We start from the raw sequence: 22,129 nt of genomic DNA on the forward strand, positions 1-22,129 counted from the left end.
TTCTGCCACTATTCAATAGTTCATGTGTTCTAGCAAAGTTGACATGCTCCCCTAAACAATTGATGATATTTCCGTAATCAACCTTCCCCAATGTTTCAAAAGCAGTGTTTTCGTGGTTAGTTACCTTTTTTAACACGCTTTGTTGAATTTCGCAGGACACTTCCTTTAAACGGTTGCCTCTATCGGCAAGTCTCCAAAAGTTCACATCCGTCATTTCAAGCACTTCGAGGATATAACTAACTTGGGCATTGCTGCAAGTCATCAGCAACTCACACTAACTTCTATTTACAGAGGTTCCATCTGTAGTATTGACTTTTTATAACTAATATCAATTCAGTGTCCGAGATTTTGTATGGATTACCAATCTTCCAAGTCAGAGATATTGTTGAATTATCATTTTTGGGAATTTGCACCAAAATGATACAGAATAGATGTTATTTTTGCTGAGATTCGACTGGTGATTTTTTGAAAAATCAAAAATTAATAAATAATTTAGAAAGTGCCTACCCTATAACAATAGTGTTATTGAGATTGGGGGGCACTGCAAAGGATGAAAAACTTTTAAATAATCCTATGCCTCAGCATTAATAGCACTCAACTGCATAGGCCCCAAATATTTGGTTAAATAAGGCGAAAAAACTTCATAAATTAATGTCAATGGTTGTCCATGATGCCAAAACAAGTAGTGGCGACCCCAAAAAGGCCCAGTTACACCAAAACCTGACTCTAGTGCCGATGAGTCACCATAGTAAATCCCTCGCACATCCCGATACAACTCTGTGCGAAGACGAGCTAAACTCGCCCAAATTGGTAATGAACGGTTTTGCAAATACTCATCTACATGACTGGCTTCCCACCACGAAGTAGCATAGGCTAATCGCTGACCAGAAGCAGTCCGCAGCCACACTTGTCGCCGTAGCCGTGGTTCAGGAACAGCTTGAATTAACTCAGGAGCACTATCCAAGTCGATGCCAATCAATGACATATCAATAACATCTACTTCTACAGGCTCACCTGTGAGCAATTCTAAGTGACGTGTTGGGGAGCCATCACCCAAGAGCATTAGCTGCCAAGCCGGTGCTAGTTGAGTATGAGGTAAACTTTGTTGAATTATTTCCTCTCCTCCTTGCCAAATCGGAGTGAGGCGATGCCAAGCTGGTGGCAGTGTTAGGTTGTTTGTCGGCGTAAAAGTAATAGTCAATGCTTTTTACAAAACTTCACCTATCTCTATAAAAGCATAAAAAACTAGTACTTTGGCAAGGCAACTTTGTCTAGTATGTAGTTAGCACTTCAGTGTTTCAAACAAGGACTAAAGTCCTCACTACAAACTTAATATTTAAGGGTCAATAGTCTAAGGTTTTTTGACCCGTGACTATTGACCCTATGCTTAAACAAGCAAAAATGCGGATGGCGAGACTCGAACTCGCAAGGCAAAGCCACACGCACCTCAAGCGTGCGCGTATACCAATTCCGCCACATCCGCATGGTTTGTCTAAACATAGACTATAGCATAAGAAAATAATTATAGTAAGGTGATATCTAAATTCAGTTGCTCAAAAATATAAATTTTCTCAAGGCGGTATCAGACTGACAGAAATTTAGCAGATGTACAAGTGATATTGAAAAGGTTAGAGCTACTGTGTTCGGCGGGATGCGATGGCCTATCTGCCTGCTGTAGGCGATGTCTACAACGGGCTACACCTACGCAAAAGCCCAACTTGCTAGGCTAGCCAAGACTTACAGCAGCAATGTTGTTAGTGTAGTAAGACCCGTAGAGGCAGCAAGCCTGCAATATGCAATGTTTGCTTAGAATCAGGGTGGCGAATCTCCTGTGATAATTTGAAAGGATGCAGAAGCGTTGTTTCAAGTTGGATCAGAGAAAATGTCAATCTACTGGTAATGATATCGAAACTAAAAAATGAAGTTTGACAAAATATTAATTGCCAATCGGGGAGAAATCGCCCTTCGCATTCTCCGCGCCTGTGAAGAAATGGGAATTGCCACAGTTGCGGTTCACTCCACCGTTGACCGTAATGCTCTCCATGTTCAACTTGCTGATGAAGCGGTTTGCATTGGCGAACCTGCTAGCAGTAAAAGTTATTTGAATATTCCCAATATTATTGCTGCTGCACTGACGCGCAATGCTACTGCCATTCATCCAGGCTATGGTTTTTTGGCAGAAAATGCCCGGTTTGCAGAAATCTGTGCCGACCATCATATTGCTTTTATTGGCCCAACTCCAGAAGCTATAAAGCTCATGGGGGATAAAGCCACTGCCAAAGAAACCATGCAAAAAGCTGGAGTCCCGACAGTACCAGGTAGTGAGGGGTTGGTAGAATCCGAGCAAGAAGGATTAGAATTTGCCAAAGATATCGGCTATCCAGTAATGATCAAAGCCACAGCGGGTGGCGGTGGCCGGGGTATGCGCCTAGTGCGTTCTGAAGACGAATTTGTTAAACTTTTTCTCGCAGCTCAAGGCGAAGCAGGAGCAGCTTTTGGAAATTCTGGCGTTTACATAGAAAAATTTATTGAACGTCCCCGCCACATCGAATTTCAAATTTTGGCGGATAACTACGGTAATGTTATCCACTTGGGTGAACGCGATTGCTCTATTCAACGCCGGAATCAAAAGCTGTTAGAAGAAGCTCCTAGTCCGGCTCTCGATCAAGACCTGCGTGAGAAAATGGGACATGCTGCTGTCAAAGCTGCCCAATTTATTAATTACAGTGGGGCGGGCACTATCGAGTTTCTCTTAGATAGATCCGGTAAATTCTACTTTATGGAAATGAACACCCGGATTCAAGTAGAACATCCTGTAACAGAGATGATTACTGGGATAGACTTGGTTGCTGAACAAATCCGCATTGCCCAAGGAGAAAGACTCAAGCTTACGCAAGAGCAAGTAGTATTACGAGGTCATTCGATTGAATGCCGGATCAACGCCGAAGATCCAGATCATGACTTTCGCCCTTCTCCCGGACGGATTAGCGGCTATCTTCCCCCTGGAGGCCCTGGTGTTCGGATTGATTCCCACGTTTACACAGATTACCAAATCCCGCCCTACTACGATTCCTTGATTGGCAAGTTAATTGTTTGGGCACCAGACCGACCCACTGCTATTAACCGGATGAAACGCGCACTGCGGGAATGTGCCATTACGGGACTACCTACTACCATTGGATTTCATCAAAAAATTATGGAAACTCCACAGTTTTTGCAGGGTAATGTCTATACAAATTTTGTGCAGGAAATGAACGGATAGGGGACTGGGGACTGGGGACTTGGGACTAGGGAAATGAGGAAGTTGTAGTGTAATCTATGCCCAATGCCCAATGCCCCATCCCTAATTCACACGATATAGCATAGTCAGCAATCCTTGCTGACCTAGCAGGATTTCTCGCAACAGGCTGAAGATGCCAACCCAAATAATAGGTGTAATGTCTACCCCGCCTATAGGTTGTACCAGTTTTCGCAACGGGATTAAAAATGGTTCAGTGGGCCAGGCTATTAAATTAAAGGGCAAACGATTCAGATCCACTTGCGGATACCAAGTGAGAATGATGCGAAATATAAATAAGAATGTCATCAGCCCTAACACAGGGCCAAGAATCCAAGCAGTCAGGTTAACACCAGTCATTGGTTTAAGCTACTATCTATCTGTAAAGAAAGAAAAAAGCTAGGCAACGGCAAGCCACGCTTTGCGTAGGCGTAGCCCGTCGTAGACATCGCTAAAAAATTTGAAGCTTTGTAAAGCACTCTCATCATCATTTTAACCAAATGCTGTCACTTCCTTCTGAAATACAAAAGTAAACATACTCACGCGGTTAACTCAATCACTTGTGAGAATGTTTGCTAAGTTTGGCAGTTCACGCCCAGAGGCTTCTCAAGAAAGTAATACACTATTAAAATTAGGATGAAGTGTGTAAAAAAAGGTTGAGAAGTATGACGCCTTCTTTAGCAAATTTTCTTTGGAGTTTGGCTTGGGGTGCTGCAATTGTGGTAATACCCGTTACTGTTGGTCTAGTTTTCATTAGCCAAAAAGATAAAATTCAGCGTTCATAATGCTTATGAGAGTTAATTCAACTCTCATAATCGATTGTCTGTCAGCTATCGACTTAATTGCACTAAAAGCAGCAGTTTCTGCGGGTGATGGCAGTTGTAGATGATAGACATAGGTGTTTTTACTTTTCGGTGAATAGCTTCAGAGCTTCTTTGCCAGAGGCTTTGAAGCTTCAATATATTGTCTCTAATTAGAGTAGTGATTTTAATTGTGACTCGCTAACATAGATTTGATATTGGGAAAACAGCAATGATAAATTTTGGGCTGAACTCAGCCAGTTTTCTGGCTCAGGTAAATTTTGGAGCAAACTCAGCCAGTATTCTAGGAATTTTCCTGGCTGTGGCTGGGGCAGCACTGTATTTTCTCCGCACTGTGCGTCCAGAATTGTCACGGGATCAAGATATCTTTTTTGCCGCAGTCGGCTTGCTTTGCGGCTTCATTCTCGTCTTTCAAGGATGGCGGCTAGACCCGATTCTCCAATTTGGTCAATTGCTTTTAGTCGGTACAACTGTGTTTTTTGCAGTTGAAAGTATTCGTCTGCGGAGTATAGCTACTCAGCAAGCAAAGCGCAACACTCCTATTGTGGACGAAGACCGACCCGTTAGCGATCGCTATTCGTACAACGATCGCAGAAAGTATCAAGCTGAGATGGAGGCAGACTTAGATCCATTGCCTTATGAAGACGAGGAAGAACGCCCTGTGCGTGCCCGAATTCGCGGTAGCAGGGATGAGATTTCAACTCGTGATGACTACTACCAGGAGCAACCCCCCCGTCGTACAGAACGCCGTAACGGCAGCAGTAGTGAAAGACAGGCTCCAGCGGATAGAACACGGCGGCGTACTTCTGGGCGTCCTGTGAATCGCCCTTCTGAAAGCTCTGAAGAAGAAAATTGGGGTTCTTCATCTAGGCAAGTTGATGATTGGGAAACTTCGGGTGGGGAAGTCAGAAAACCTTCTCGCCGCACTAATAACGGGCCCCAGCGTCCCGAAAGTCGTGAAGATGATGTTGCTCCGAGACAAAGAAGGCGTCGTCCGACTACTGACTTAACTCCTCGAAGACCGCGCGAAGATGATGATGCGATCCCAACTGATTATGTGCCATACAACCCGATTGAAAAGCCAAATGAGGGGCCAGATAATTCGACCGATTTTGATGACGATATTTAAAACAGTTGGCGTGGAAGCAGGTTTAGAGGCGACGGAAAACAATTGAGGTGGAAAAATTTACGCCTACATTTTGGCTCCAAAGACCAATTCATTGGAGCCTAGTTTTTGGTTTAACAAGTTTGCTTGTATCTTGTGGTTCTAACGATATTCCCATAGGGCCTACTTCTCTCAACAGTCGCTACACCGAGGAGCAACCTGCTTTGAGCGGAAATGGGCGATTTTTAGCGTTTGTATCTAATCGGAATGGTAATCAGCAGCTACTAGTGTACGATTTGGAGAGGCAACTGTTTATTAGCACACCGGGGATAAATCGACAAGAGACAATTGCTGAAAGTCCTAGTTTGAGCTACACCGGGCGTTATATTTCTTATCTTACTAGTGACCAAGGTAGACCAGTGGTGGCGCTTTACGATCGCGCTACGCAACAATCGCAAATCGTCACACCAATTTATCGCGGCTGGGTCAGAAAACCAAATATTAGCCCAGATGGACGTTATGTTGTCTTTGAAACCGCCACTCGTGGTCAGTGGGATATTGAAGTCCTAGACCGGGGGCCAAATATTGAGTTAGATATTCCCAATGGTGCAACTGTAGGTTCACCCCCGTAGGAGTTAGCAGTTAGGGTCATTCAATTTTGGATTTTGGATTGAAGGAAAAATCTAAAATCTAAAATTGGCGTAGTTAGTAGTTGTGAGACTATTGACTAATGATTAATGACTAAGTTATATGAAACGTGTCTTTTTTATACCTGTATTTTTCTGTTTAAGTTTATTGACTGGGTGTTTTGGCTACCCTCGCCTTTTGAGTTATCCCTTTGATCCGGGGGGTCGGAGTCTCAATAGTTTAGCGTCAGAATTAAACCCCCAAATTTCTGGGAGATACATTGTTTTTATTACTGACCGACGCGGTAGCCAAGATGTTTATATGTTTGATACGGTAACTCGTGATTTGGTTGATTTGCCAGGTTTAAACTCCTTTGATGCGATCGCAAATCATCCTAGTGTTTCACAAGATGGTCGTTATGTTGTGTTTGCGGCTAGTCGTCAGGGGCGATCGGCTATTTTTCTCTACGATCGAGAAACACGCCAATCACGGAATTTAACTAATAACCTGCAAGCAGAAGTCCGCAACCCTACAATTAGCGCTGATGGTAGTAGGATTGCTTTTGAGTCCAGTAACAATGGGCAGTGGGATGTTTTAGTATATGACCGTTATGGACAGCCGTTGAATATACCTCAAGAACCGCGTTGAAGAATGGGGAATGGGGAATGGGAAAGAATTCTTTTAATCCCCATACCTACCTAACACCTCATAACCTAATACCCAATCCCTAATCCCTAGTCCCCAGTCCCTCTTGTTGTTGCACAGATTCAATGAGCGATCGCACTTGTTCTGTACCCTCAGAAGCTTCAAATGATAGGGGAAACTTACCCCGAAGGATCATCCGCAAACCGAGAGGTGCAAGACTGAGTAATCCTTTTAAATCCCGAAAATAGTTACCGACAACTTGTAAACCAAATTGACGTTCATCAATCCAACCACCTTCTTTAACTAAATCTACCAATACTTTCCGGTGACGAATGGAGCGACTATCGCTGGCTTGTTTTTGGGTGAGAATTTCTTGTTTAACTTTGGTGATTTGTTCTAATGGTGCAACTTCCATTGGACAAACTGAATCGCAGTACAAACAACGGGTGCAACCCCATACGCCTTTAGTACCTTCGTTGTAACTTTCTAAACGATTTTCGGTATCGCTATCGCGGGAGTCTGCTACCATGCGGTAAGCTTTGGCCAGGGCATGGGGGCCAACAAAGTCTGGATTAACTTCACGAGCGTTGCATTCAGAGTAACAAGCACCGCACATAATACAGTTACCAGTTTGATCGAGGCGTGATCGCTCTTGTGGTGTTTGCAAAAACTCTCTTTCTGGTACTTGTCGTGCCGCCGTACTCACATAAGGAGCAACTGCCTCTAGATTATTCCAGAAACTACTCATATCTACAACCAAATCTTTAATCACGGGCATATTGCCGAGAGGGGCGATCGTGATTTCGCCAATGGCATTTACTTTACTTTCTGATGATGGTATTTGTTGTAATCTGGCAAGTTCACTGCCAACATTTTCCTTACAAGCTAAAGCCGAACGCCCATTAATTCGTATTGCACAGCTACCACAAATGGTATTGCGGCAATTTTTGCGAAATGCTAAAGTTCCATCTTGCTCCCACTTAATATGATTGAGGCAATCCAAGATTGTATTACCTGGTTCTGCCTCTACAAGGTAGCTTTGCACAACAGGGGAGGAATTTTGTTGCTGTCGAATGACCTTAAAAATAACTTTCATTACCACTAACCAAAATTTTAAAATTGCTTCACCAGCCTCAAAAATCATCAGTCAAGGTAGGTAGTTGCCAAAAGTGAGCTATAACTCTTTTTGCCCTTAATTCAAACCCTGGTGTTAATAGGCTGACGATTAAAGAGTGACTGATTCTAGTTTAAGGATAACCATTAAAATTTTAGTTATATCAGTGCTGTAGACAAGATTTGTGTCAAATTCTGAGATAAAACGCCAAAAATGTAATTGCAGCTTTCCATTGAATTTACCTGTTTGGGAATGTAAAGGAAAGAGGATTTGCGGGTAGAGCGACTTAGGTTCATCTTTGAACTAGCAATCATATCCAAATTAAATCCATATCAGGTTAGCAACACGTCTTGATGTCAACTTGAGTCCAGCAGTCCTGGTTAGAAAATTCTGGCTTCGCTAACGCTTGACGCAATTTTTTGATTATATAGAAGTGTAAAAGCCCATGTTTAACATATAGTAGTGGCAATCAAGCGCTAGACATATGTTAAGAGATTTATTCTTCCCATAGACAGACGTGCAGAATCCTCTAACCGCTTTTGACCTTAGGATAATAATCCAAGGAAAAATCCTCACCACTTTCAAAGAAAAGTTAGAGCATCGGGAAACCCGGACGTACCAGACTTTTAGCTTTTTTGCTGACTCTCAATCAAGAAAATCTTGAATTGAACTCATAGGTCAAAACTGCTCGTCTCAATTACATAAATTTTTATAAAAGCCAGATGGCAATACTCACGCTTGCAATAAAGGGTTAAGAAAATCGTCACTGCTTTTTTCTTCTTTAAGTCCAGGAATTTAAATAAAAATTTACCAGCAACTTTAATTCAAAATTAAACAACTATTTTGCTATTATTAGTCCATGCTAGTATTTAATATAAAATTACGAAGTGACAAAACCAGAATTAATAGCCGTATCAGCGCGGCTACTACTGCTTTGTTAATTCGTAATGTAGAGACAAGAAAATTCGCGTCTCTACTGGCAGGACAAAAGGGCTTATGCCCGTAGGACTCTATTGAAATACTATGCTGTCCAAAGCTTGAGAGGACGAGTAGAGAAAACTCTACTTGCTCATTGGCAAGAAAGACAAGCACTGAAAGTGAAAAACCTGCAATTTCTTAGGTCTACGACTTATTTGCAGTAGAACCTACCCAATTTGTAAAGGTGGCTGAAAGTTACACCGCTACAGTAGCGCCAAAGGAGAAAATAGTTTTCTTTCTGATGGCGAATAATGGTTAAAAGTGCCGTAACATCACCAAAATAAATGTCTGTGGCAACTATGGCCTCTAGTTGGTTGTGGACAACCATAATAGAAGTGCTTTTGGCTCCTATCGGCAGGAATTCACCCGTTACACTAGGGTCTTAAGTAGCTCTATGCAAATGCTAAAAAGTCAAATGCTGGCATAAGACTACATCGTTTATCAGTTTGGAGAGAGTAAGGAAAATTTGAGCATAATGACTGAAACTGCAACCGCGCCATTAACCGGAAAAACACTACTTGCTAAAGTAAAAGAACTTTCCACCTTACCACGCCGAGAAAGAGCTAAACAGTGCGGCTATTACACTGTTACTAAGAATAACCAGGTTCGTGTCAATCTCACCGATTTTTATGACGCTTTGCTCTCTGCTAGAGGAATTCCTCTAAGTCCAGAAGCACCTAAAGATGGTCGTGGTCGTGAACCGACATATCGGGTTAGTGTCCATCAAAATGGTCAGATTGTGATTGGTGCTACATATACCAAAGCAATGGGTTTAAAGCCTGGAGATGAGTTTGAAATTAGACTGGGATACAAACATATTCACTTAATTCAACTTGGTGAAACTGATAAAAAACTGACCTCACAAGATATAGACTCTGACGAATCAGACGAAGATTTAGAAGACGAAGAGTAAATTTGCTGATGGTAGGGATAAGTTTCAGGTGATGATAACTTCTCCTTATCCGAATAGCAAACTGGTAGCTCTGTTGAGAAAATTTTGTCCCAGGTAAAAAATACGATTAGACCCCTTGCAGAAGTCACCAAGTTTAGTAGAGTCTTGATTAATCAACAAGAAATCTATAATGCAAGGAGTCTATCGTGTTTTTTTGTTTATTTTGATAACTTTCTTTGAGCCTTCGGTCAACGCCTTGCTGACATTTATGGAAAATGCACCAGCACTAGTTATAGTGATGGAATTTTTTATTTGCTGGATAGTTTGCTGGTTACCAGTAGCAGCAGTATCAGCAATATTGCTTAATTGGCAACCTCCTAAACCTTTGCAGCCAGAGCAAAAGATGCCGTTATTGGTGTCACTTTATCTATTAGCTCCTCTGACTCTTTGGGGAGTAATTTGGCTGACTAATAAATCCTTTTCAGATTACGGTTTTGTTAGCAATCTTTCAAGTTTTACTTCTTTAGCAATAGGTTTCGGTTTGGGAGTGGTGAGCCTAGCTATTGTATTTAGTGGGCAATTATGGTTAGGTTGGTGTTCTGTTGAAAAGACGAATTTCAAGTTACTACTACCCATCTTGCTACCGATTTTCTTGATAGCGTTGTTAGTCGGTGGGATAGAAGAGTTAGTTTTTCGCGGTTTCCTGTTCACTGAATTAGCGCAGGATTACCCAATTTGGGTAGCAGCAGTAATTTCTAGCTTGGTTTTTGCCTTGCTACACCTGGTTTGGGAGCAACGTGAAACTGCACCCCAACTCCCTGGATTGTGGCTGATGGGAATGGTGCTGGTATTGGCACGTTTTGCCGATCATGGTAACTTGGGTTTAGCTTGGGGATTGCACGCAGGATGGGTATGGGCGATCGCTACCATAGATACAGCAGAACTAATTACTTACACAGGTAAAGTCTCTGACTGGTTCACAGGTAAGAATAAAAAACCCCTAGCCGGCTTGGCGGGAATTATTTGTGTACTGGGAACTGGAGTAATTATCTGGTTCTTCTCTAAGTATTTTAATTTTCCATAGAAAATTTACGTTAACTACCCAGATCCCCGACTTCTCAAAGAAGTCGGGGATATAAATCCACCTTTAGTACTAAAAACTACTCATTCCTTCTAATTCTGTCAATTTCTCGTTGTAATTCTTCAATTTGACGGCGCAAACTTTCTGTTTGATTTTCGGAAGATTCTGCTGAAACATTTACCGATCCGGAAGCAGGCGATCGCTGATAATTTCCTCGGCGAATTTGCTGGTATTCTTCGGATACTGCCCACGCCCGTAAGTAATGTAAGCGTTCAACAGGAAAAGGATGGCTCAACATACTACCTTGAGCGCCATTGTAGATCAAGAATTTATATATCTGATTCAGTCCATCTTCATCAAGTGCCTGATAATTTTCTGACTGCTTGATAAACTCTTGTAAACTACACTCATTGGCATATTTGTTACTACCGCCAGAAAGTTTCATCATCGTTGACATCACGGGATTCAAGTCATCCATCACTAGTAGTGCGGCGCGATCTGAAGATAACTCGGCTTTACGCCGCCACTCAAAAAAGGCGTAAATCAAGCCTTGTGTTACAAGATTACCGATGCCGAAGGTCAATTCTCCCAAGGCAGAAGCAGCACTCATCGCCCACATCGCCATTTGAATTAAAATAGTATGACCACATTTAATATGCCCCAGTTCATGGGCTAGCACTACCCGAATCTCGGCTTCGTCTAGTAAGTCTAGTATCCCTGTATTTATGACTATGTAAGGATTCTCTTGCCCCAGCGCATAGCTATTTGCTTGGGGATTTTGCGAGACAAACAGTGTAGGTTCTGGGTAAATGTCCAAATCTCGGAGGCATTCCCGAAACATCTGGTAAATAGTGGAATATTGACGCGGCCCGACTTGGATGGTGTTACCCATTAGATAGACTAATTGAGGGCGTTCGTAGATAAATTCCACAAATTTACGAGCGATTAAATCAAATCCCGGTAAATTTCGTAAAGCTTGCTCGGCTTGGCGATCTAGTGGATGCCTGAAGGCTTCGCTGGAAATTCCTGTGTAAGTTGGCATAATTCAGGGTGTTAGATCAGTGAACAATTATCAGTTAACAGTTATCAGTCAACAGTCTAGTAACTGGTAACTGTTAACTGATAACTGAATAATAGAAATGGGGCTTTGTTAGTAAAAGTCACTTTGTATGGAATTAAAAGCGTGTGATTGAGGCAGAAGTTCATTTGTCACTACATAACTTTTTGCGATCGCAAGCGGGGTTCCCTTCCTGGCCCCATCATTTGACGATGGCACGGTTGGTAGCACGCGCCTTGCGCCTGGGACGTAGCGCCCTAATTCAAGTAGGGGCAGTTTGTGGCTATCAAGGGCGGTATCGTACTAGTTTCGTAGCATCAGCCCTGATGTGGCATGGCCCTGTAATTATTGTTGCTCAAGAAGCGGTGCAGCAACTTCTGCTGCGAGTGGAAATTCCCCGGCTACAGCACTGGCTAGCAGCCAATAAATCGATTAGAACAGGTGACGCTTGGCCTGATGCTGAGTTCCAAGGGCTACTGTTGATCTCCCCAGAAGCTTGGTTAACAGGGCAATTGGCTGGTGGCGATCGCTTTCCCCAAGGCATTCCCACAATTATTGATGGGGTAGATGATCTCGAAGATTGGGTTCGTGACCAACTTACCCAAGATATTCAACCCCATGATTGGGATCAACTCATGCTGGCTTGCCCAAACCAAGCTGAGGCAATTCGCGAAGCACGGATACAACTGACACACGAACTTTTCCAGCATCCTGCTAATCCCTATGAGTGTTATCTAATTTCCCAGCCAGAAATAGAAATTTTGAGTCGCCTGTATTTGGCTTTAGATCGAGCAAACCTCCCAGATAAGTGGAAAAATTTCTGGCAAAAATTCCAACCCCTTGATGAAAATCTTTCCCCCCCTGTTTCCCCTCCTCTCTTCTGGGCGACTATTGCCCATAGACAAGGTTTATTTTCTTTGCACTACGCCCCAATGGAATTAGGGGAAATACTCTCGCCTATTTGGCAGCGACAGCCAGTAGTTTTAATTGGCAGCGCTATAGAACCGGAAACTGAGGCCCCTCTTTTCCGACAGCGCCTTGGTTTGGACGATTTAACTTGCCTGAAGTTCTCTTCGGAGAGTCAAGCAGAAGCAATTCAACTGTATGTACCCTATAAGTTGCCTCTACCCAACACGCCAGAATTTCAAGCGGCATTTATTCATAAAGTCCGCACACTGGTTTGTCTAAGTGCGACAGCACCAGGATTAACGGTTGTCTTGGTGGGGGATGTGCCACTCAAGGCTCAAGTTGCGACAATTCTGGCTTCAGAGTTTGGTTCGCGGGTGCAAGTAGAAAAAACTTGTTTGGATGAAAATGGTATTTTAATTAGCGGTTGGGAATTTTGGCGAGAACATCAACGAGTCTTGCCAGCACCCCATCTGTTAATCATTGCTACTTTGCCACTACCGTCTTTGGAAAACCCCCTGGTAGCTGGTAGGGTAGCTCTTTATAAGCGATCGCATCAAGATTGGTTTCGTTTATATTTGTTGCCAGCTGCTTTAAATGAATTACAAAGGGCGATCGCTCCAGTTCGAGAAAGTCAAGGGATCGTAGCTTTACTTGATAGTCGTGTTGTTAACCGCAGCTACGGCGCTCAAATTCTCGCAGCTTTAAGTCCTCTGGCACGCATTAACTATCTCGATCCCAGCCTGTTTTCCAATACCGATGAGGAAAATTCTGCTTAAAATTCAGTCACCAGTGCCCCATCCCCAATTTAAATTTTGTCAACCAAAGCGCGATCGTCTAAAAGCAAGCACTATTATCAGCTTATAGAAGGTGATGCGATTCATCGCCTCTCTGTAGCCATGATTCCTGGAAAGATAAATTTAGAACCTAAGTAAAATTTGAGTTGCTGATTATGGGTGAAGCAAAGCGTCGTAAAAACATACTAGGGGAAACATATAGTCAAGAGACTCGCATCTTGTCTTGGGTTCCCATCACAAAAACTCAAGCCGAACTATTTGTCAGTTGGACTACTCGTGGTGCCTGGATAGGCATTGGTCTTATGGTTATAGGATGGGCAACGATCCGTTTTATTGGCCCAGCTTTTGGTTGGTGGCAAGTAGTTTCCTAATACTCTCACCCCTTGAAGGGGTGGGATTCTTAACTCATTGGGAGTGCAACCGCTTTCCCTTTGGTAATGTCATAGAGTTTTAAATAATGCATATAGCTTGCTTCCCCGTAGAGTTAGGGGTGCGCCGACTCGCTAACGTCATTCGTAGTTAAATTAGTTGGGGTTTAAATCTCTAACTTTCTTCTAGACCACCAAGAAAGACAATTACGCGCAAGTGTTTCGCCAATAATTACGAATTACGAATTAGTTAACCGAGTGATTAATAAAAAATAATTACTCATTTTAAATAAATAATCGAAATATATTATATATGCATTGAGTTTGGCAAAACCAAACTACGATAAAACTCTTTCCAAATTACCGTGCTTTGGTTTGTACAACTTTTGGAGGATAATCCCAAGATAGCTGAAAATACTGCCTAAATGGCAACATTCATCTCCTGAGTTTAGGTATTGTCAGTGTTGAGTTGCCCCATTGTGGAGTCTACATTCCCACTTTTCTACTAATTATGTAAAGTTTGTATAAAGGATTACAGATAACCCGCCTTTAGTACTGAATCTAAAATTTGCACTGTCATTTGCTCAACTTTATATACAGGAAGAACGAATTTGGTATACCTAATCATTTGTCTATACCAAAATCTACGTTATAAAGAGAACAGATCAAATATCTAAGCAAGAGATACTATAACGGTGCAAAACTACGCTATAGCCTCTAATGAAAGGGATATTGGCTGCACGTAGTCAATAAAAACGAAATATGTAGCTTTTCGGTAGTTGACTAGTGCTAGATTTAAGTTACTCTTAAGGCGGATCGCTTCCTGTAAGAATCTACCCTGACAGAAGTGTATAAAGATATAGTTAAATTTAGCAATTCTGTCCGAGATTTTGGATTTCCAAACTGAATAGTTTGATACGGCGCTCAAAACCCCGATACACTACCCTAAACAAGGTAGTCAATTAACGACTCAATATCATTTGTCTGGTAATTGTAATGAATAGTTTACAATACCAGTGGATGAGAAAATCTAAAGAAAATATAAAAGAGACTCAAACGACTGTGGTGTCTGGAGGACAAAAGTGTTTCTGAGACTAGCACATCAACATAGACAATTCGTTCAAGACTTGGTAATGAACCTACAAGCCTTGGCGGTTGTACTAGAGCGGCGCGGATATCCTGCGTCCTGTTACACGTGTGGCGACCAAATGAATAGTGCATCATTTATGGTTAGCTTGGGTGATAACCATCTGATTCGATTTTTAGTGTCTGATTACGGGATTACTTGGACGGAAATGCGGGATGACCGCGAATTAATGAAACTAGAAGGTGCGGAGGCAATTAGTCAGCTAGACGAATTGGCTAATCTTGTCAAGCAATCTATGCAAACTGATACAGGCTCTAAAACTCTTGCCAAGAAGTATTAAGGTTCCAAAGGTCGATGGCAAATTAGAAATTGATTATCGGTAGCTGGTAATCGGTAATAGTCGCTTAATTAGCGATCGCTCTTACCTATTCTCCATTACCATTAAGTGATTGGCTCGTCGCTAGCCCATCGCATATTTTTTTGTACCTGCCAAAACCTCACGAGCCGGATTTATTAAGCCTTTCGCTGGAAGGTGTTAAAACACACAAAATTCAGAAATTGGGTAGTTGAGCGCTCCTCTTTTTCCAAAATCTCATGAAAACGCGATAACTTCTCTACGAGACGCTGCGCGTAGCTTGCTTTACTGTAGGGGTACGTTAAGCTCCGCTAATGCAGTTTTCGTTAATTATGTCTAAAATTTTTGCAGATGCGATCGCCATGACCTGATTTTCCAATTGAGACATCAGTCACAAGCTTGCAAAAGTCATCTCGTAACAGAGGATCAACACTTAAAGTCCATTGCCAATCAAAATAAAGGGCGCCCAATAGTATGGATGACTAAAGTCACTAACTGCGGTCACGGGTGCATTGTGACTTATTTTCTTCCAATCTCCAGTAATTAATGAGACTTGAGCTTGTCGTAAAGCTTCAGTTTTAGTCAACTTATCAGTAGAGAGAATAGCATAAAAAGCACTCATGAGTGCTTGTGTACCGCCATCGTCTACAGACCACAAAGAGGCGATCGCGGCTCTAGCGCCGGTTTGTTGCATCTGATAGCCAAAGCCCAAAATTTCCTCACCGTTACCTAACTTGCCTCCCAAGCCGGTTTCACAGGCGCTCAACACTACCAAATCGACATTAGGGAGTGACCAAGTGGCGACATTTCTAAAATTGACGCGATCGCCATTCCCGAATAAAATAAACGAATCTTCTGGTTTACCAACCATAAAGGCTGCATGAGTCGCTAAATGGACAATTGTATAGTCATCCATTTGGGGTACAGCGACTTTAGGTGTAAAGGCATCGTCTAAAAGCTTCGTAGTTTCAGGAACCGCAGCTGCTAGACTTTCTACCTCCCGCGTTGCAAAGGGTAAGCCAGCAAAAGCAACCTGTCGATTCCCAACTTTGATTTGATAATTACCTTTAGTAAAAGCACCCGCTAAAACCCGCAAAGTAGATTGTTTTGGGGTGTTTAAGTTAGTCAGACTAGCAGATGTAATGTGATTCACGCTGAAGCGCTGCACTAGCCATTGTTTGCCATCATATAAAGCAGTTAAAGGAATGTAGCGTAACTGGTCATCTGGAGCGTAAATCAGAGTTTGTGTACCTGATAACTTCAGGTCTTTCTCTATCGGTTTAATTAGCCAGTCATATAATTGGCGTGCAGGTGCTTTGATATTTCGACTGGGATTGATTAAAGCTTGGCGGAAAGCATCAATTGTTTGATAGAGGTTTTCGCGCTTTACAGCAACGGTGCGATGAATTGGTGGAGATTCAGGAGTTACCAACACCAATTCCAAACTATCTTTTAAAATCAATGGGTAGAGTAATGCCGATTTTTGAGGTAATCGCGCCAAATTATCTCGAAGTTCGTTGAGACTCTCCAAATCCAAATTTTGCCGCCTAGCTGTACGGCTAATTTGCTCTACCTGTGCTTTCACTGACGGACTATTAATAAATTCGTTAAATTCATCCAGGAGTTGCTGTTGATCTAAGACTAATTGCTCGATGCGTTGTTTTTGTTCGAGCGATCGCTCTTTGGGGGAAATTTTCCGTAGTGTTGTTAATTCTTTACCCAACACAACAGCATTATCCACACTTTGATCCAACTTTTGTTTTATTGGTTTTTCTGTTGCCGCTATATTAATACCTTTGACAGTACGTTGATTACCTGGCACAGTTTGGAGATATTCCTCTAGTTCTTCAACTTTGAGTAAATCCATTGTCCTTTGCGCTTCAGCAACACGTTCCTGTTTCAGCAATTGTTCACCCAAAATACGATATGTCTGGCTAACAGTTATGCTGTAAGCATTTGGTTGCGGCGCACTAAGTGCTGATGGATTCAAGCGAGCTTTCTCACGATTAATCAAGCAATGCTTGTAGAAAAAAATTGCTAACTCTGGTTTGTTTTGGATATCGAATAAGTAACCTATGTTACTGTAGGTTTTGCCAAGTCGAACTAGATCCCCAAGTTCTTTGTTAATTAATAGGGCTTGCTGATAAGATTGAAGTGCTTCAGGATACTTCTTTTGACTTTGGTAGATTCTGCCGATGTTGTTAAATGTTACTGCTTCCCAAGAGCGCTCTCCAAGTTCTCTGCTGATGGCTAATGCTTTCTGTAATCTCTGCAACGCTTCTGTCAATTGACCTTGCCGAGATTCTTTGTTAGCTTCTTCGTTGAGGATTTCAATTTCTGAGAACTGATTATTCTTGGGTAAGGCTTGAGCTTTTTCTCCAGAATCGTACCTCAACCTTGTATTTGTGTTTACCTGATTATTGTCTGGGTGTGCCATCCCAAAACCTAGTAAACTAAGTAAAGTCAAAGTAACAACACTAACATACCGGAGATGAGGCTGCATAACAAAACACTCCCTATACTCGGAAGTGTAAATATTAAATCAAGAAGTTAGGCAACGCAATTAATTTTTATGCTGTTGAATAATTTGAAAAGTTTATAAATACTGAGAAAATTGAAAATGTCAGAAGAAAAACCCAGCCAACCAAAACTACCACCAACCAGCGCTCTTGACAATCCATCCAGTCACGAGTTTGGGAATTGGTTTGAATATCCTGTCAGAGTGCAACCCCACCACACTGACTATGCCGGTCTTGTCTGGCACGGTTCCTATATAGCTTGGATGGAAGAAGCGCGGATTGAATGCTTGCGATCTATAGGGATTGAATTTGCTGATTTAGTCGCGATAGGCTGCGATTTACCAGTTGTAGAACTGTCAGTGCGCTATCACCGTTCAATTCAATTGGGTATGCCAGTGCTGGTAAAAACGCGCATGGCTGAGGTGACTGGTGTGCGAATCAATTGGGATTACGCCATTGTCTCAACTGATGGACAACAATTATACGTCACTGCCAAGGTGACATTAGTGGCTTTAGATCGCGAAAGAGGCAAGATTATGCGTCAGTTGCCGCCGAGTTTTAAGGATGCCTTAGCCAAGATTTCAGCATTAAATAACAATTAACCAAAAAATGAATTCTAAATTCTGCATTCATAATTCATTTTTTACTTGCTGATTTGGATCTGCGACAGATTTTGAGCAAACTGCGTTACGTAATGCCAAATATCTTGTGGGGTAATGCCAAAGCTAATATTTAATAAAATAAGGATTGCCGCAAGAGTTAATGCAGTACTCACGGTTGCTTTTAACAACTTCCACAATATTATGAAGACTATCCAAGCTACAATCAACGTAACAATCATATATTAATTCCTTAATAATTGCCCTTGTCTGAGAGTGGGTTGATTCAAAAAGGGTAAGCTTTTATTTTGGTAATAATCACTGGTATAAAAGATGCTAAATCCAGGTTTTAATATTTACTAAAATGGGACTTTTTGTGATAATTAGCCTGGAGATATTTTACCTAAAAACGAGATAATTATTTATGTGATATGCTGGTTTTCTTTGCAAAGTTTTTGTAAAGCTTTTTATTTTTTTGTAGATAAATTATAGATATACATAGAACTGACGACTGATCCGGAAGCCAAAAGTTATCTTCAATAAAGTTTCATTTGTTAACTTTTTTGTAGTTCTGCGAGTAGATATTTGCCATCAAGTGAAATGATTTCCATATTAATTAGATTAGAGCCTGGGGAGGGGACTAGGCATCAATTTTTAATCCCCAATCCCATCTAAACGGAAGGTTTTTATCGCAGAGAAATTATCCGCGAGTGAGTTTCTAACTTTTCAGTCGCTGTTAAAACTTCTTGTCTTGCCCATTTATCTGCTGCCAAAATGTCATCTAAAGAGGGATTTGCCCGGTTATCATTTTGATGGCGATCGCACACCGATTCGATACACCGGGGAATATCTAAAAACCGAATTTTTTCATCTAAAAATAAAGCTACAGCTTGCTCATTTGCGGCATTTAACACCGCTGGCATCGAACCACCAGCTTTACCCACAGCATAAGCCAACTGCATACAAGGATACTTCTGGTGATCTGGTTCCCGGAAGGTTAAATTTCCAGCTTTGACTAAATCTAGTCGTTCCCAGTTGGTGTAGATGCGATCGGGCCAAGATAGGGCATACAGCAAGGGTAAGCGCATATCTGGCCAACCGAGTTGAGCTAAAACTGAAGTATCTTGCAGTTCAATCAGCGAGTGAATAATGCTCTGGGGATGAATGACAATTTCGATATCGTCATAATCCAACCCAAACAGGAAGTGAGCCTCAATTACTTCCAGTCCTTTATTCATCAAAGTAGCAGAGTCTACTGTGATTTTCCGTCCCATCGACCAATTAGGATGCTTCAAGGCATCAGCAACAGTTACATCTGCTAACTTTTCTACATCCCAGTCCCGGAAAGCTCCACCAGATGCAGTCAGCAAAATTTTCCGTAAGCCATCTTTGGGCACACCTTGGAGACATTGAAAGATTGCAGAATGTTCAGAATCGGCTGGGAGTAATTTTACACCGTGTTTTTCAACTAGGGGTAGAACCACAGGGGCCCCAGCAATCAGGGTTTCTTTGTTGGCTAATGCAATATCTTTACCAGCTTCAATAGCTGCGATCGTGGGTAGCAAACCAGCACAACCAACAATACCAGTAACAACGGTTTGGGCATCGCCGTAACGGGCGACTTCTATCACTCCGGCGTCACCTGCCAGTAGAATCGGTTGGGGATCGAGGTCAATGATTGCTTCTTTGAGCGCTGGTAATTTCTCTTCTGAGCAAATTGCTGCTATTTCCGGCCGAAACTGCCGAATTTGAGCAGCCAACATTTCAACATTGCTCCCAGCTGCCAATCCCACAATCCGAAATTGATCTGGGTACTGAGTAACAATATCTAAAGTCTGAGTCCCAATAGAACCAGTAGAACCAACGAGAGTAATCGCTTTCACAATTGCTTAAGGATTTACAGACAACTCTCACTATAAATTGCTTGGGACTCTTTAATCACAGCAATCGCTATAATCGATACACTGATGCAAAGAAGCAAGGACGCAAAGAAATTTCCCCATATCCACGTCCCTGCACCAGCCTCAATCTGTTAATTTCAACTCGATAGACTATTAGCGATAAGTAGGTAGACATAATTAAATTTAAGATAAAACTTTTGTTCGTAGTGAGCGATAAATTTGCTCTATGTAAGATTCTCAAGGACTAAAGTCGCTTACTACTAGCTTTAATTTAATCAAGCCGTTCTACTTAAAATTACTAAAGTTGCTCATTTTTCATATATAGCAATTCTCATTTGAATCAGGTACAGGGGTAGGGCGCACACCTAGTTCTGCGCTCCTGCGTGGTTAATTTTTTCTTTCTGTACCTTTCTCCCTGCGGTAACTGCTGTAACTAGACAAAAATTGCATTTATAAATACTATATTTTAAAAGATAAATTCCGAGAAAATTGGCAAAAGTAACCAAATAGGAAATAATTTCAATTAATTGCTAATTTATCCAGTTTGTTAATTATGTTGGTGGAGGATTTAATATGCAAAATATTACTCATAAATTGCTGGGTTACAGCCATAGGTAAAAGAATGCAGAAAGGAGTTTGTTGAAGCACTCAACCCTATGGTCAAAGTTCAGATAGTTATAAAAAAAGTTTTATGGAAAAATGATTTCCTGTTTCCAGCAGCAATATGGTTTGCCAGCCGAATATTTATCTGGACAGCTATGTTGCTGGTTGCGCCAAAGCTACCGTTTCCAACAGAGGAATTTTTGCCTCGTTTTGGCTGGGGGGTTTTTGATGCCTGGGATAGTATCCATTATCGAGCGATCGCAACTTCAGGCTATGAATTTGTGAATGACGGCAAACAACATAATCTGGCCTTCTTTCCCCTGTTTCCCTTAAGCATCTGGGTTTTGATGAAGTTGGGCCTACCGTTTGAATTAGCAGGCACGTTAGTCAACAACTTGGCATTTTTTGCAGCGCTTTACTGTTTGTACTTTTGGGTTAGAGATCATTATGCCATTAATGCAGCGCAGTGGGTGACTGCTGTGGTTTCTTTGTATCCATCGTCCATGTTTACAGGGGTGATTTACACAGAAGGGCTATATTTGTTTTTGAGTACAGCAGCTTTGCGGGCGTTTGATCAAAAGCAGTATGGCTGGACAGCCCTTTGGGGCGCGATGGCGACAGCAACGCGTCCTACAGGTATGGCACTAATTCCAGCATTTGCGATCGCAGCGTGGAAAGAACGCCGACCACCCATTGCCTATATAGCTGGTTTGACTACCACTATTGGCATACTTCTATTCAGTTTGTATTGTGCGATTTATTTTGGTGACCCTTTAGCTTTTATCGAAGCACAGCGGGGATGGCGACCAACTCTAGGGTTTGATTGGCAGGGTTGGTTAAATATGATCATGCAAATTGCAGTTGGGAGAAAAAATTGGCAATATGGTTGGGTTCAAAACTCCTCTGGTGGGATTCAAGACCCCTGGTATCTCCTGTTGTTTGGCGTGATTGTTGCCAGTGGCTATCTTTTATGGCGTTTCCGTCAACGTTTTAGTTCTATAAGATTATTTTATGGCTTTTATGGTTTAGTCTTATTTTTGTTGATTCTAGCAAGCGAACAGTGGATCAATAACTTGCTTAACTTGTTCATGGTTTTAGGTGGTGGCTATGTGTTGTGGCGTTTACACACGCAACTGACCCCAGTTACAGTTATTTATGGCTTTTGTGGTATTGGTTTGCTGCTAGCATCTGGAGGCACTATCTCCTTAAGCCGTCTTGCCTACGGTATTGTGCCTTTGAACATAGCAATTGGTGTGCTGCTATCTCACAATCCTCGCCAAGGATATTTAATATTGGGCGCTTTTGTGACACTACTAGCCAAAATAGCTGTAGGATTTGCCCAAGAGCACTGGGTTGGTTAGAAGGTTTGATCCATATATTTGTATTTGGTTCTTTCT

The 22,129-nt window shown here is 42.0% G+C and carries 21 protein-coding genes and 1 tRNA gene; 13 read left to right on the top strand and 9 right to left on the bottom strand.

Translation table 11 applies throughout. The features are described 5' to 3' along the window. From HWQ44_RS13090 to HWQ44_RS13100, 3 genes are all read right to left on the bottom strand, one after another. Positions 1 to 262 (bottom strand): hypothetical protein (locus tag HWQ44_RS13090; RefSeq protein ID WP_292719110.1); only part of this gene is annotated, 262 nt, incomplete at its 3' end. 309 nt (positions 263 to 571) lie between these two features. Continuing rightward, a complete protein-coding gene (locus HWQ44_RS13095; RefSeq protein WP_292719111.1) occupies positions 572 to 1,201 on the bottom strand; it encodes a chorismate lyase in 630 nt (209 codons plus the stop codon). A gap of 201 nt (positions 1,202 to 1,402) precedes the next feature. Next, a tRNA-Leu gene (locus HWQ44_RS13100) sits at positions 1,403 to 1,483 on the bottom strand. A gap of 198 nt (positions 1,484 to 1,681) precedes the next feature. Between HWQ44_RS13100 and HWQ44_RS13105 the strand changes: the two genes are divergently transcribed. Together HWQ44_RS13105 and accC are read left to right on the top strand one after the other, a co-directional pair. Next, the gene (locus tag HWQ44_RS13105; RefSeq protein WP_292719113.1) at positions 1,682 to 1,810 is read left to right on the top strand and encodes a hypothetical protein; all 129 of its coding nucleotides are present in this window, start codon (positions 1,682 to 1,684) and stop codon (positions 1,808 to 1,810) included. Positions 1,811 to 1,918: 108 nt separating this feature from the next. After that, complete coding sequence (gene accC, locus HWQ44_RS13110; protein ID WP_292719115.1) at positions 1,919 to 3,262, top strand: acetyl-CoA carboxylase biotin carboxylase subunit; 1,344 nt, start codon at positions 1,919 to 1,921, stop codon at positions 3,260 to 3,262. Positions 3,263 to 3,343: 81 nt separating this feature from the next. On the opposite strand, the gene HWQ44_RS13115 is transcribed toward accC, so the two are convergent. Beyond that, the gene (locus HWQ44_RS13115; RefSeq protein ID WP_292719117.1) at positions 3,344 to 3,637 is read right to left on the bottom strand and encodes a YggT family protein; all 294 of its coding nucleotides are present in this window, start codon (positions 3,635 to 3,637) and stop codon (positions 3,344 to 3,346) included. A gap of 305 nt (positions 3,638 to 3,942) precedes the next feature. Here HWQ44_RS13115 and HWQ44_RS13120 point away from each other — a divergent pair, with 305 nt between their 5' ends. From HWQ44_RS13120 to HWQ44_RS13135, 4 genes are all read left to right on the top strand, one after another. Further along, complete coding sequence (locus tag HWQ44_RS13120; protein WP_292719119.1) at positions 3,943 to 4,062, top strand: photosystem II reaction center X protein; 120 nt, start codon at positions 3,943 to 3,945, stop codon at positions 4,060 to 4,062. A 247-nt stretch (positions 4,063 to 4,309) separates the two neighbouring features. Further along, positions 4,310 to 5,227, top strand: coding sequence for a Ycf66 family protein (locus HWQ44_RS13125; protein ID WP_292719121.1), 918 nt, complete (start codon positions 4,310 to 4,312; stop codon positions 5,225 to 5,227). 47 nt (positions 5,228 to 5,274) lie between these two features. Further along, the gene (locus HWQ44_RS13130) at positions 5,275 to 5,835 is read left to right on the top strand and encodes a hypothetical protein (RefSeq protein ID WP_292719123.1); all 561 of its coding nucleotides are present in this window, start codon (positions 5,275 to 5,277) and stop codon (positions 5,833 to 5,835) included. A gap of 118 nt (positions 5,836 to 5,953) precedes the next feature. Beyond that, positions 5,954 to 6,478, top strand: coding sequence for a Tol biopolymer transporter periplasmic protein (locus tag HWQ44_RS13135; RefSeq protein ID WP_292719125.1), 525 nt, complete (start codon positions 5,954 to 5,956; stop codon positions 6,476 to 6,478). Between the two features lie 79 nt (positions 6,479 to 6,557). On the opposite strand, the gene HWQ44_RS13140 is transcribed toward HWQ44_RS13135, so the two are convergent. Beyond that, positions 6,558 to 7,571: a succinate dehydrogenase/fumarate reductase iron-sulfur subunit gene (locus tag HWQ44_RS13140; protein WP_292719227.1), complete on the bottom strand. Its 1,014-nt coding sequence runs from the start codon at positions 7,569 to 7,571 to the stop codon at positions 6,558 to 6,560. Positions 7,572 to 9,042: 1,471 nt separating this feature from the next. Between HWQ44_RS13140 and HWQ44_RS13145 the strand changes: the two genes are divergently transcribed. Together HWQ44_RS13145 and HWQ44_RS13150 are read left to right on the top strand one after the other, a co-directional pair. After that, on the top strand, positions 9,043 to 9,480 hold the full coding sequence (locus tag HWQ44_RS13145; protein ID WP_292719127.1) for an AbrB family transcriptional regulator: 438 nt from the start codon (positions 9,043 to 9,045) through the stop codon (positions 9,478 to 9,480). Between the two features lie 169 nt (positions 9,481 to 9,649). After that, complete coding sequence (locus HWQ44_RS13150) at positions 9,650 to 10,543, top strand: type II CAAX endopeptidase family protein (protein WP_292719139.1); 894 nt, start codon at positions 9,650 to 9,652, stop codon at positions 10,541 to 10,543. Between the two features lie 76 nt (positions 10,544 to 10,619). On the opposite strand, the gene HWQ44_RS13155 is transcribed toward HWQ44_RS13150, so the two are convergent. Next, positions 10,620 to 11,582 carry a M48 family metallopeptidase gene (locus tag HWQ44_RS13155; RefSeq protein ID WP_292719141.1) on the bottom strand — a complete coding sequence of 321 codons (963 nt, stop codon included), beginning with the start codon at positions 11,580 to 11,582 and terminating at the stop codon, positions 10,620 to 10,622. A gap of 143 nt (positions 11,583 to 11,725) precedes the next feature. Here HWQ44_RS13155 and HWQ44_RS13160 point away from each other — a divergent pair, with 143 nt between their 5' ends. The 3 genes from HWQ44_RS13160 to HWQ44_RS13170 all read left to right on the top strand — a co-directional run bounded on the left by HWQ44_RS13160 (position 11,726) and on the right by HWQ44_RS13170 (position 15,095). Beyond that, entirely contained in the window at positions 11,726 to 13,282 is a 1,557-nt protein-coding gene (locus HWQ44_RS13160) for an ATP-dependent DNA helicase (protein ID WP_292719143.1), read from the top strand. A gap of 173 nt (positions 13,283 to 13,455) precedes the next feature. Then, a complete protein-coding gene (locus tag HWQ44_RS13165; protein ID WP_292719145.1) occupies positions 13,456 to 13,671 on the top strand; it encodes a DUF2839 domain-containing protein in 216 nt (71 codons plus the stop codon). A 1,079-nt stretch (positions 13,672 to 14,750) separates the two neighbouring features. Continuing rightward, positions 14,751 to 15,095 (top strand): DUF1815 family protein, encoded by a 345-nt coding sequence (locus HWQ44_RS13170; RefSeq protein ID WP_069074034.1) that lies wholly within the window; start codon positions 14,751 to 14,753, stop codon positions 15,093 to 15,095. 448 nt (positions 15,096 to 15,543) lie between these two features. On the opposite strand, the gene HWQ44_RS13175 is transcribed toward HWQ44_RS13170, so the two are convergent. Next, positions 15,544 to 17,613, bottom strand: coding sequence for a CHAT domain-containing protein (locus tag HWQ44_RS13175; protein ID WP_292719148.1), 2,070 nt, complete (start codon positions 17,611 to 17,613; stop codon positions 15,544 to 15,546). A gap of 117 nt (positions 17,614 to 17,730) precedes the next feature. Between HWQ44_RS13175 and HWQ44_RS13180 the strand changes: the two genes are divergently transcribed. After that, positions 17,731 to 18,231, top strand: a complete 501-nt coding sequence (locus HWQ44_RS13180) for a thioesterase family protein (RefSeq protein ID WP_292719150.1) — start codon at positions 17,731 to 17,733, stop codon at positions 18,229 to 18,231. A 41-nt stretch (positions 18,232 to 18,272) separates the two neighbouring features. Here HWQ44_RS13180 and HWQ44_RS13185 read toward each other — a convergent pair whose 3' ends face one another. After that, positions 18,273 to 18,470, bottom strand: coding sequence for a hypothetical protein (locus HWQ44_RS13185; RefSeq protein WP_292719152.1), 198 nt, complete (start codon positions 18,468 to 18,470; stop codon positions 18,273 to 18,275). A 444-nt stretch (positions 18,471 to 18,914) separates the two neighbouring features. Beyond that, positions 18,915 to 20,111, bottom strand: a complete 1,197-nt coding sequence (dxr, locus tag HWQ44_RS13190; protein ID WP_292719154.1) for a 1-deoxy-D-xylulose-5-phosphate reductoisomerase — start codon at positions 20,109 to 20,111, stop codon at positions 18,915 to 18,917. Positions 20,112 to 20,785: 674 nt separating this feature from the next. On the opposite strand from dxr, the gene HWQ44_RS13195 reads away from it, so the two are divergent. After that, the gene (locus HWQ44_RS13195) at positions 20,786 to 22,093 is read left to right on the top strand and encodes a mannosyltransferase family protein (protein ID WP_292719156.1); all 1,308 of its coding nucleotides are present in this window, start codon (positions 20,786 to 20,788) and stop codon (positions 22,091 to 22,093) included. The last annotated feature ends 36 nt before the right edge of the window (positions 22,094 to 22,129 follow it).

The sequence above is a fragment of the Nostoc sp. JL34 genome (assembly GCF_017114945.1).
GTDB lineage: Bacteria > Cyanobacteriota > Cyanobacteriia > Cyanobacteriales > Nostocaceae > Nostoc.

Excerpts from the sequence above, each read along its gene's own strand:
- HWQ44_RS13125 (WP_292719121.1), top strand. The coding sequence starts at position 4,310 with ATGATAAATTTTGGGCTGAACTCAGCCAGTTTTCTGGCTCAGGTAAAT.
- HWQ44_RS13115 (WP_292719117.1), bottom strand. The coding sequence starts at position 3,637 with ATGACTGGTGTTAACCTGACTGCTTGGATTCTTGGCCCTGTGTTAGGG.
- HWQ44_RS13175 (WP_292719148.1), bottom strand. The coding sequence starts at position 17,613 with ATGCAGCCTCATCTCCGGTATGTTAGTGTTGTTACTTTGACTTTACTT.
- accC (WP_292719115.1), top strand. The coding sequence starts at position 1,919 with ATGAAGTTTGACAAAATATTAATTGCCAATCGGGGAGAAATCGCCCTT.
- HWQ44_RS13105 (WP_292719113.1), top strand. The coding sequence starts at position 1,682 with ATGTCTACAACGGGCTACACCTACGCAAAAGCCCAACTTGCTAGGCTA.
- HWQ44_RS13185 (WP_292719152.1), bottom strand. The coding sequence starts at position 18,470 with ATGATTGTTACGTTGATTGTAGCTTGGATAGTCTTCATAATATTGTGG.
- HWQ44_RS13155 (WP_292719141.1), bottom strand. The coding sequence starts at position 11,582 with ATGCCAACTTACACAGGAATTTCCAGCGAAGCCTTCAGGCATCCACTA.
- HWQ44_RS13135 (WP_292719125.1), top strand. The coding sequence starts at position 5,954 with ATGAAACGTGTCTTTTTTATACCTGTATTTTTCTGTTTAAGTTTATTG.
- HWQ44_RS13140 (WP_292719227.1), bottom strand. The coding sequence starts at position 7,571 with ATGAAAGTTATTTTTAAGGTCATTCGACAGCAACAAAATTCCTCCCCT.
- HWQ44_RS13145 (WP_292719127.1), top strand. The coding sequence starts at position 9,043 with ATGACTGAAACTGCAACCGCGCCATTAACCGGAAAAACACTACTTGCT.
- HWQ44_RS13120 (WP_292719119.1), top strand. The coding sequence starts at position 3,943 with ATGACGCCTTCTTTAGCAAATTTTCTTTGGAGTTTGGCTTGGGGTGCT.
- HWQ44_RS13195 (WP_292719156.1), top strand. The coding sequence starts at position 20,786 with ATGGTCAAAGTTCAGATAGTTATAAAAAAAGTTTTATGGAAAAATGAT.
- HWQ44_RS13180 (WP_292719150.1), top strand. The coding sequence starts at position 17,731 with ATGTCAGAAGAAAAACCCAGCCAACCAAAACTACCACCAACCAGCGCT.
- HWQ44_RS13150 (WP_292719139.1), top strand. The coding sequence starts at position 9,650 with ATGCAAGGAGTCTATCGTGTTTTTTTGTTTATTTTGATAACTTTCTTT.
- HWQ44_RS13165 (WP_292719145.1), top strand. The coding sequence starts at position 13,456 with ATGGGTGAAGCAAAGCGTCGTAAAAACATACTAGGGGAAACATATAGT.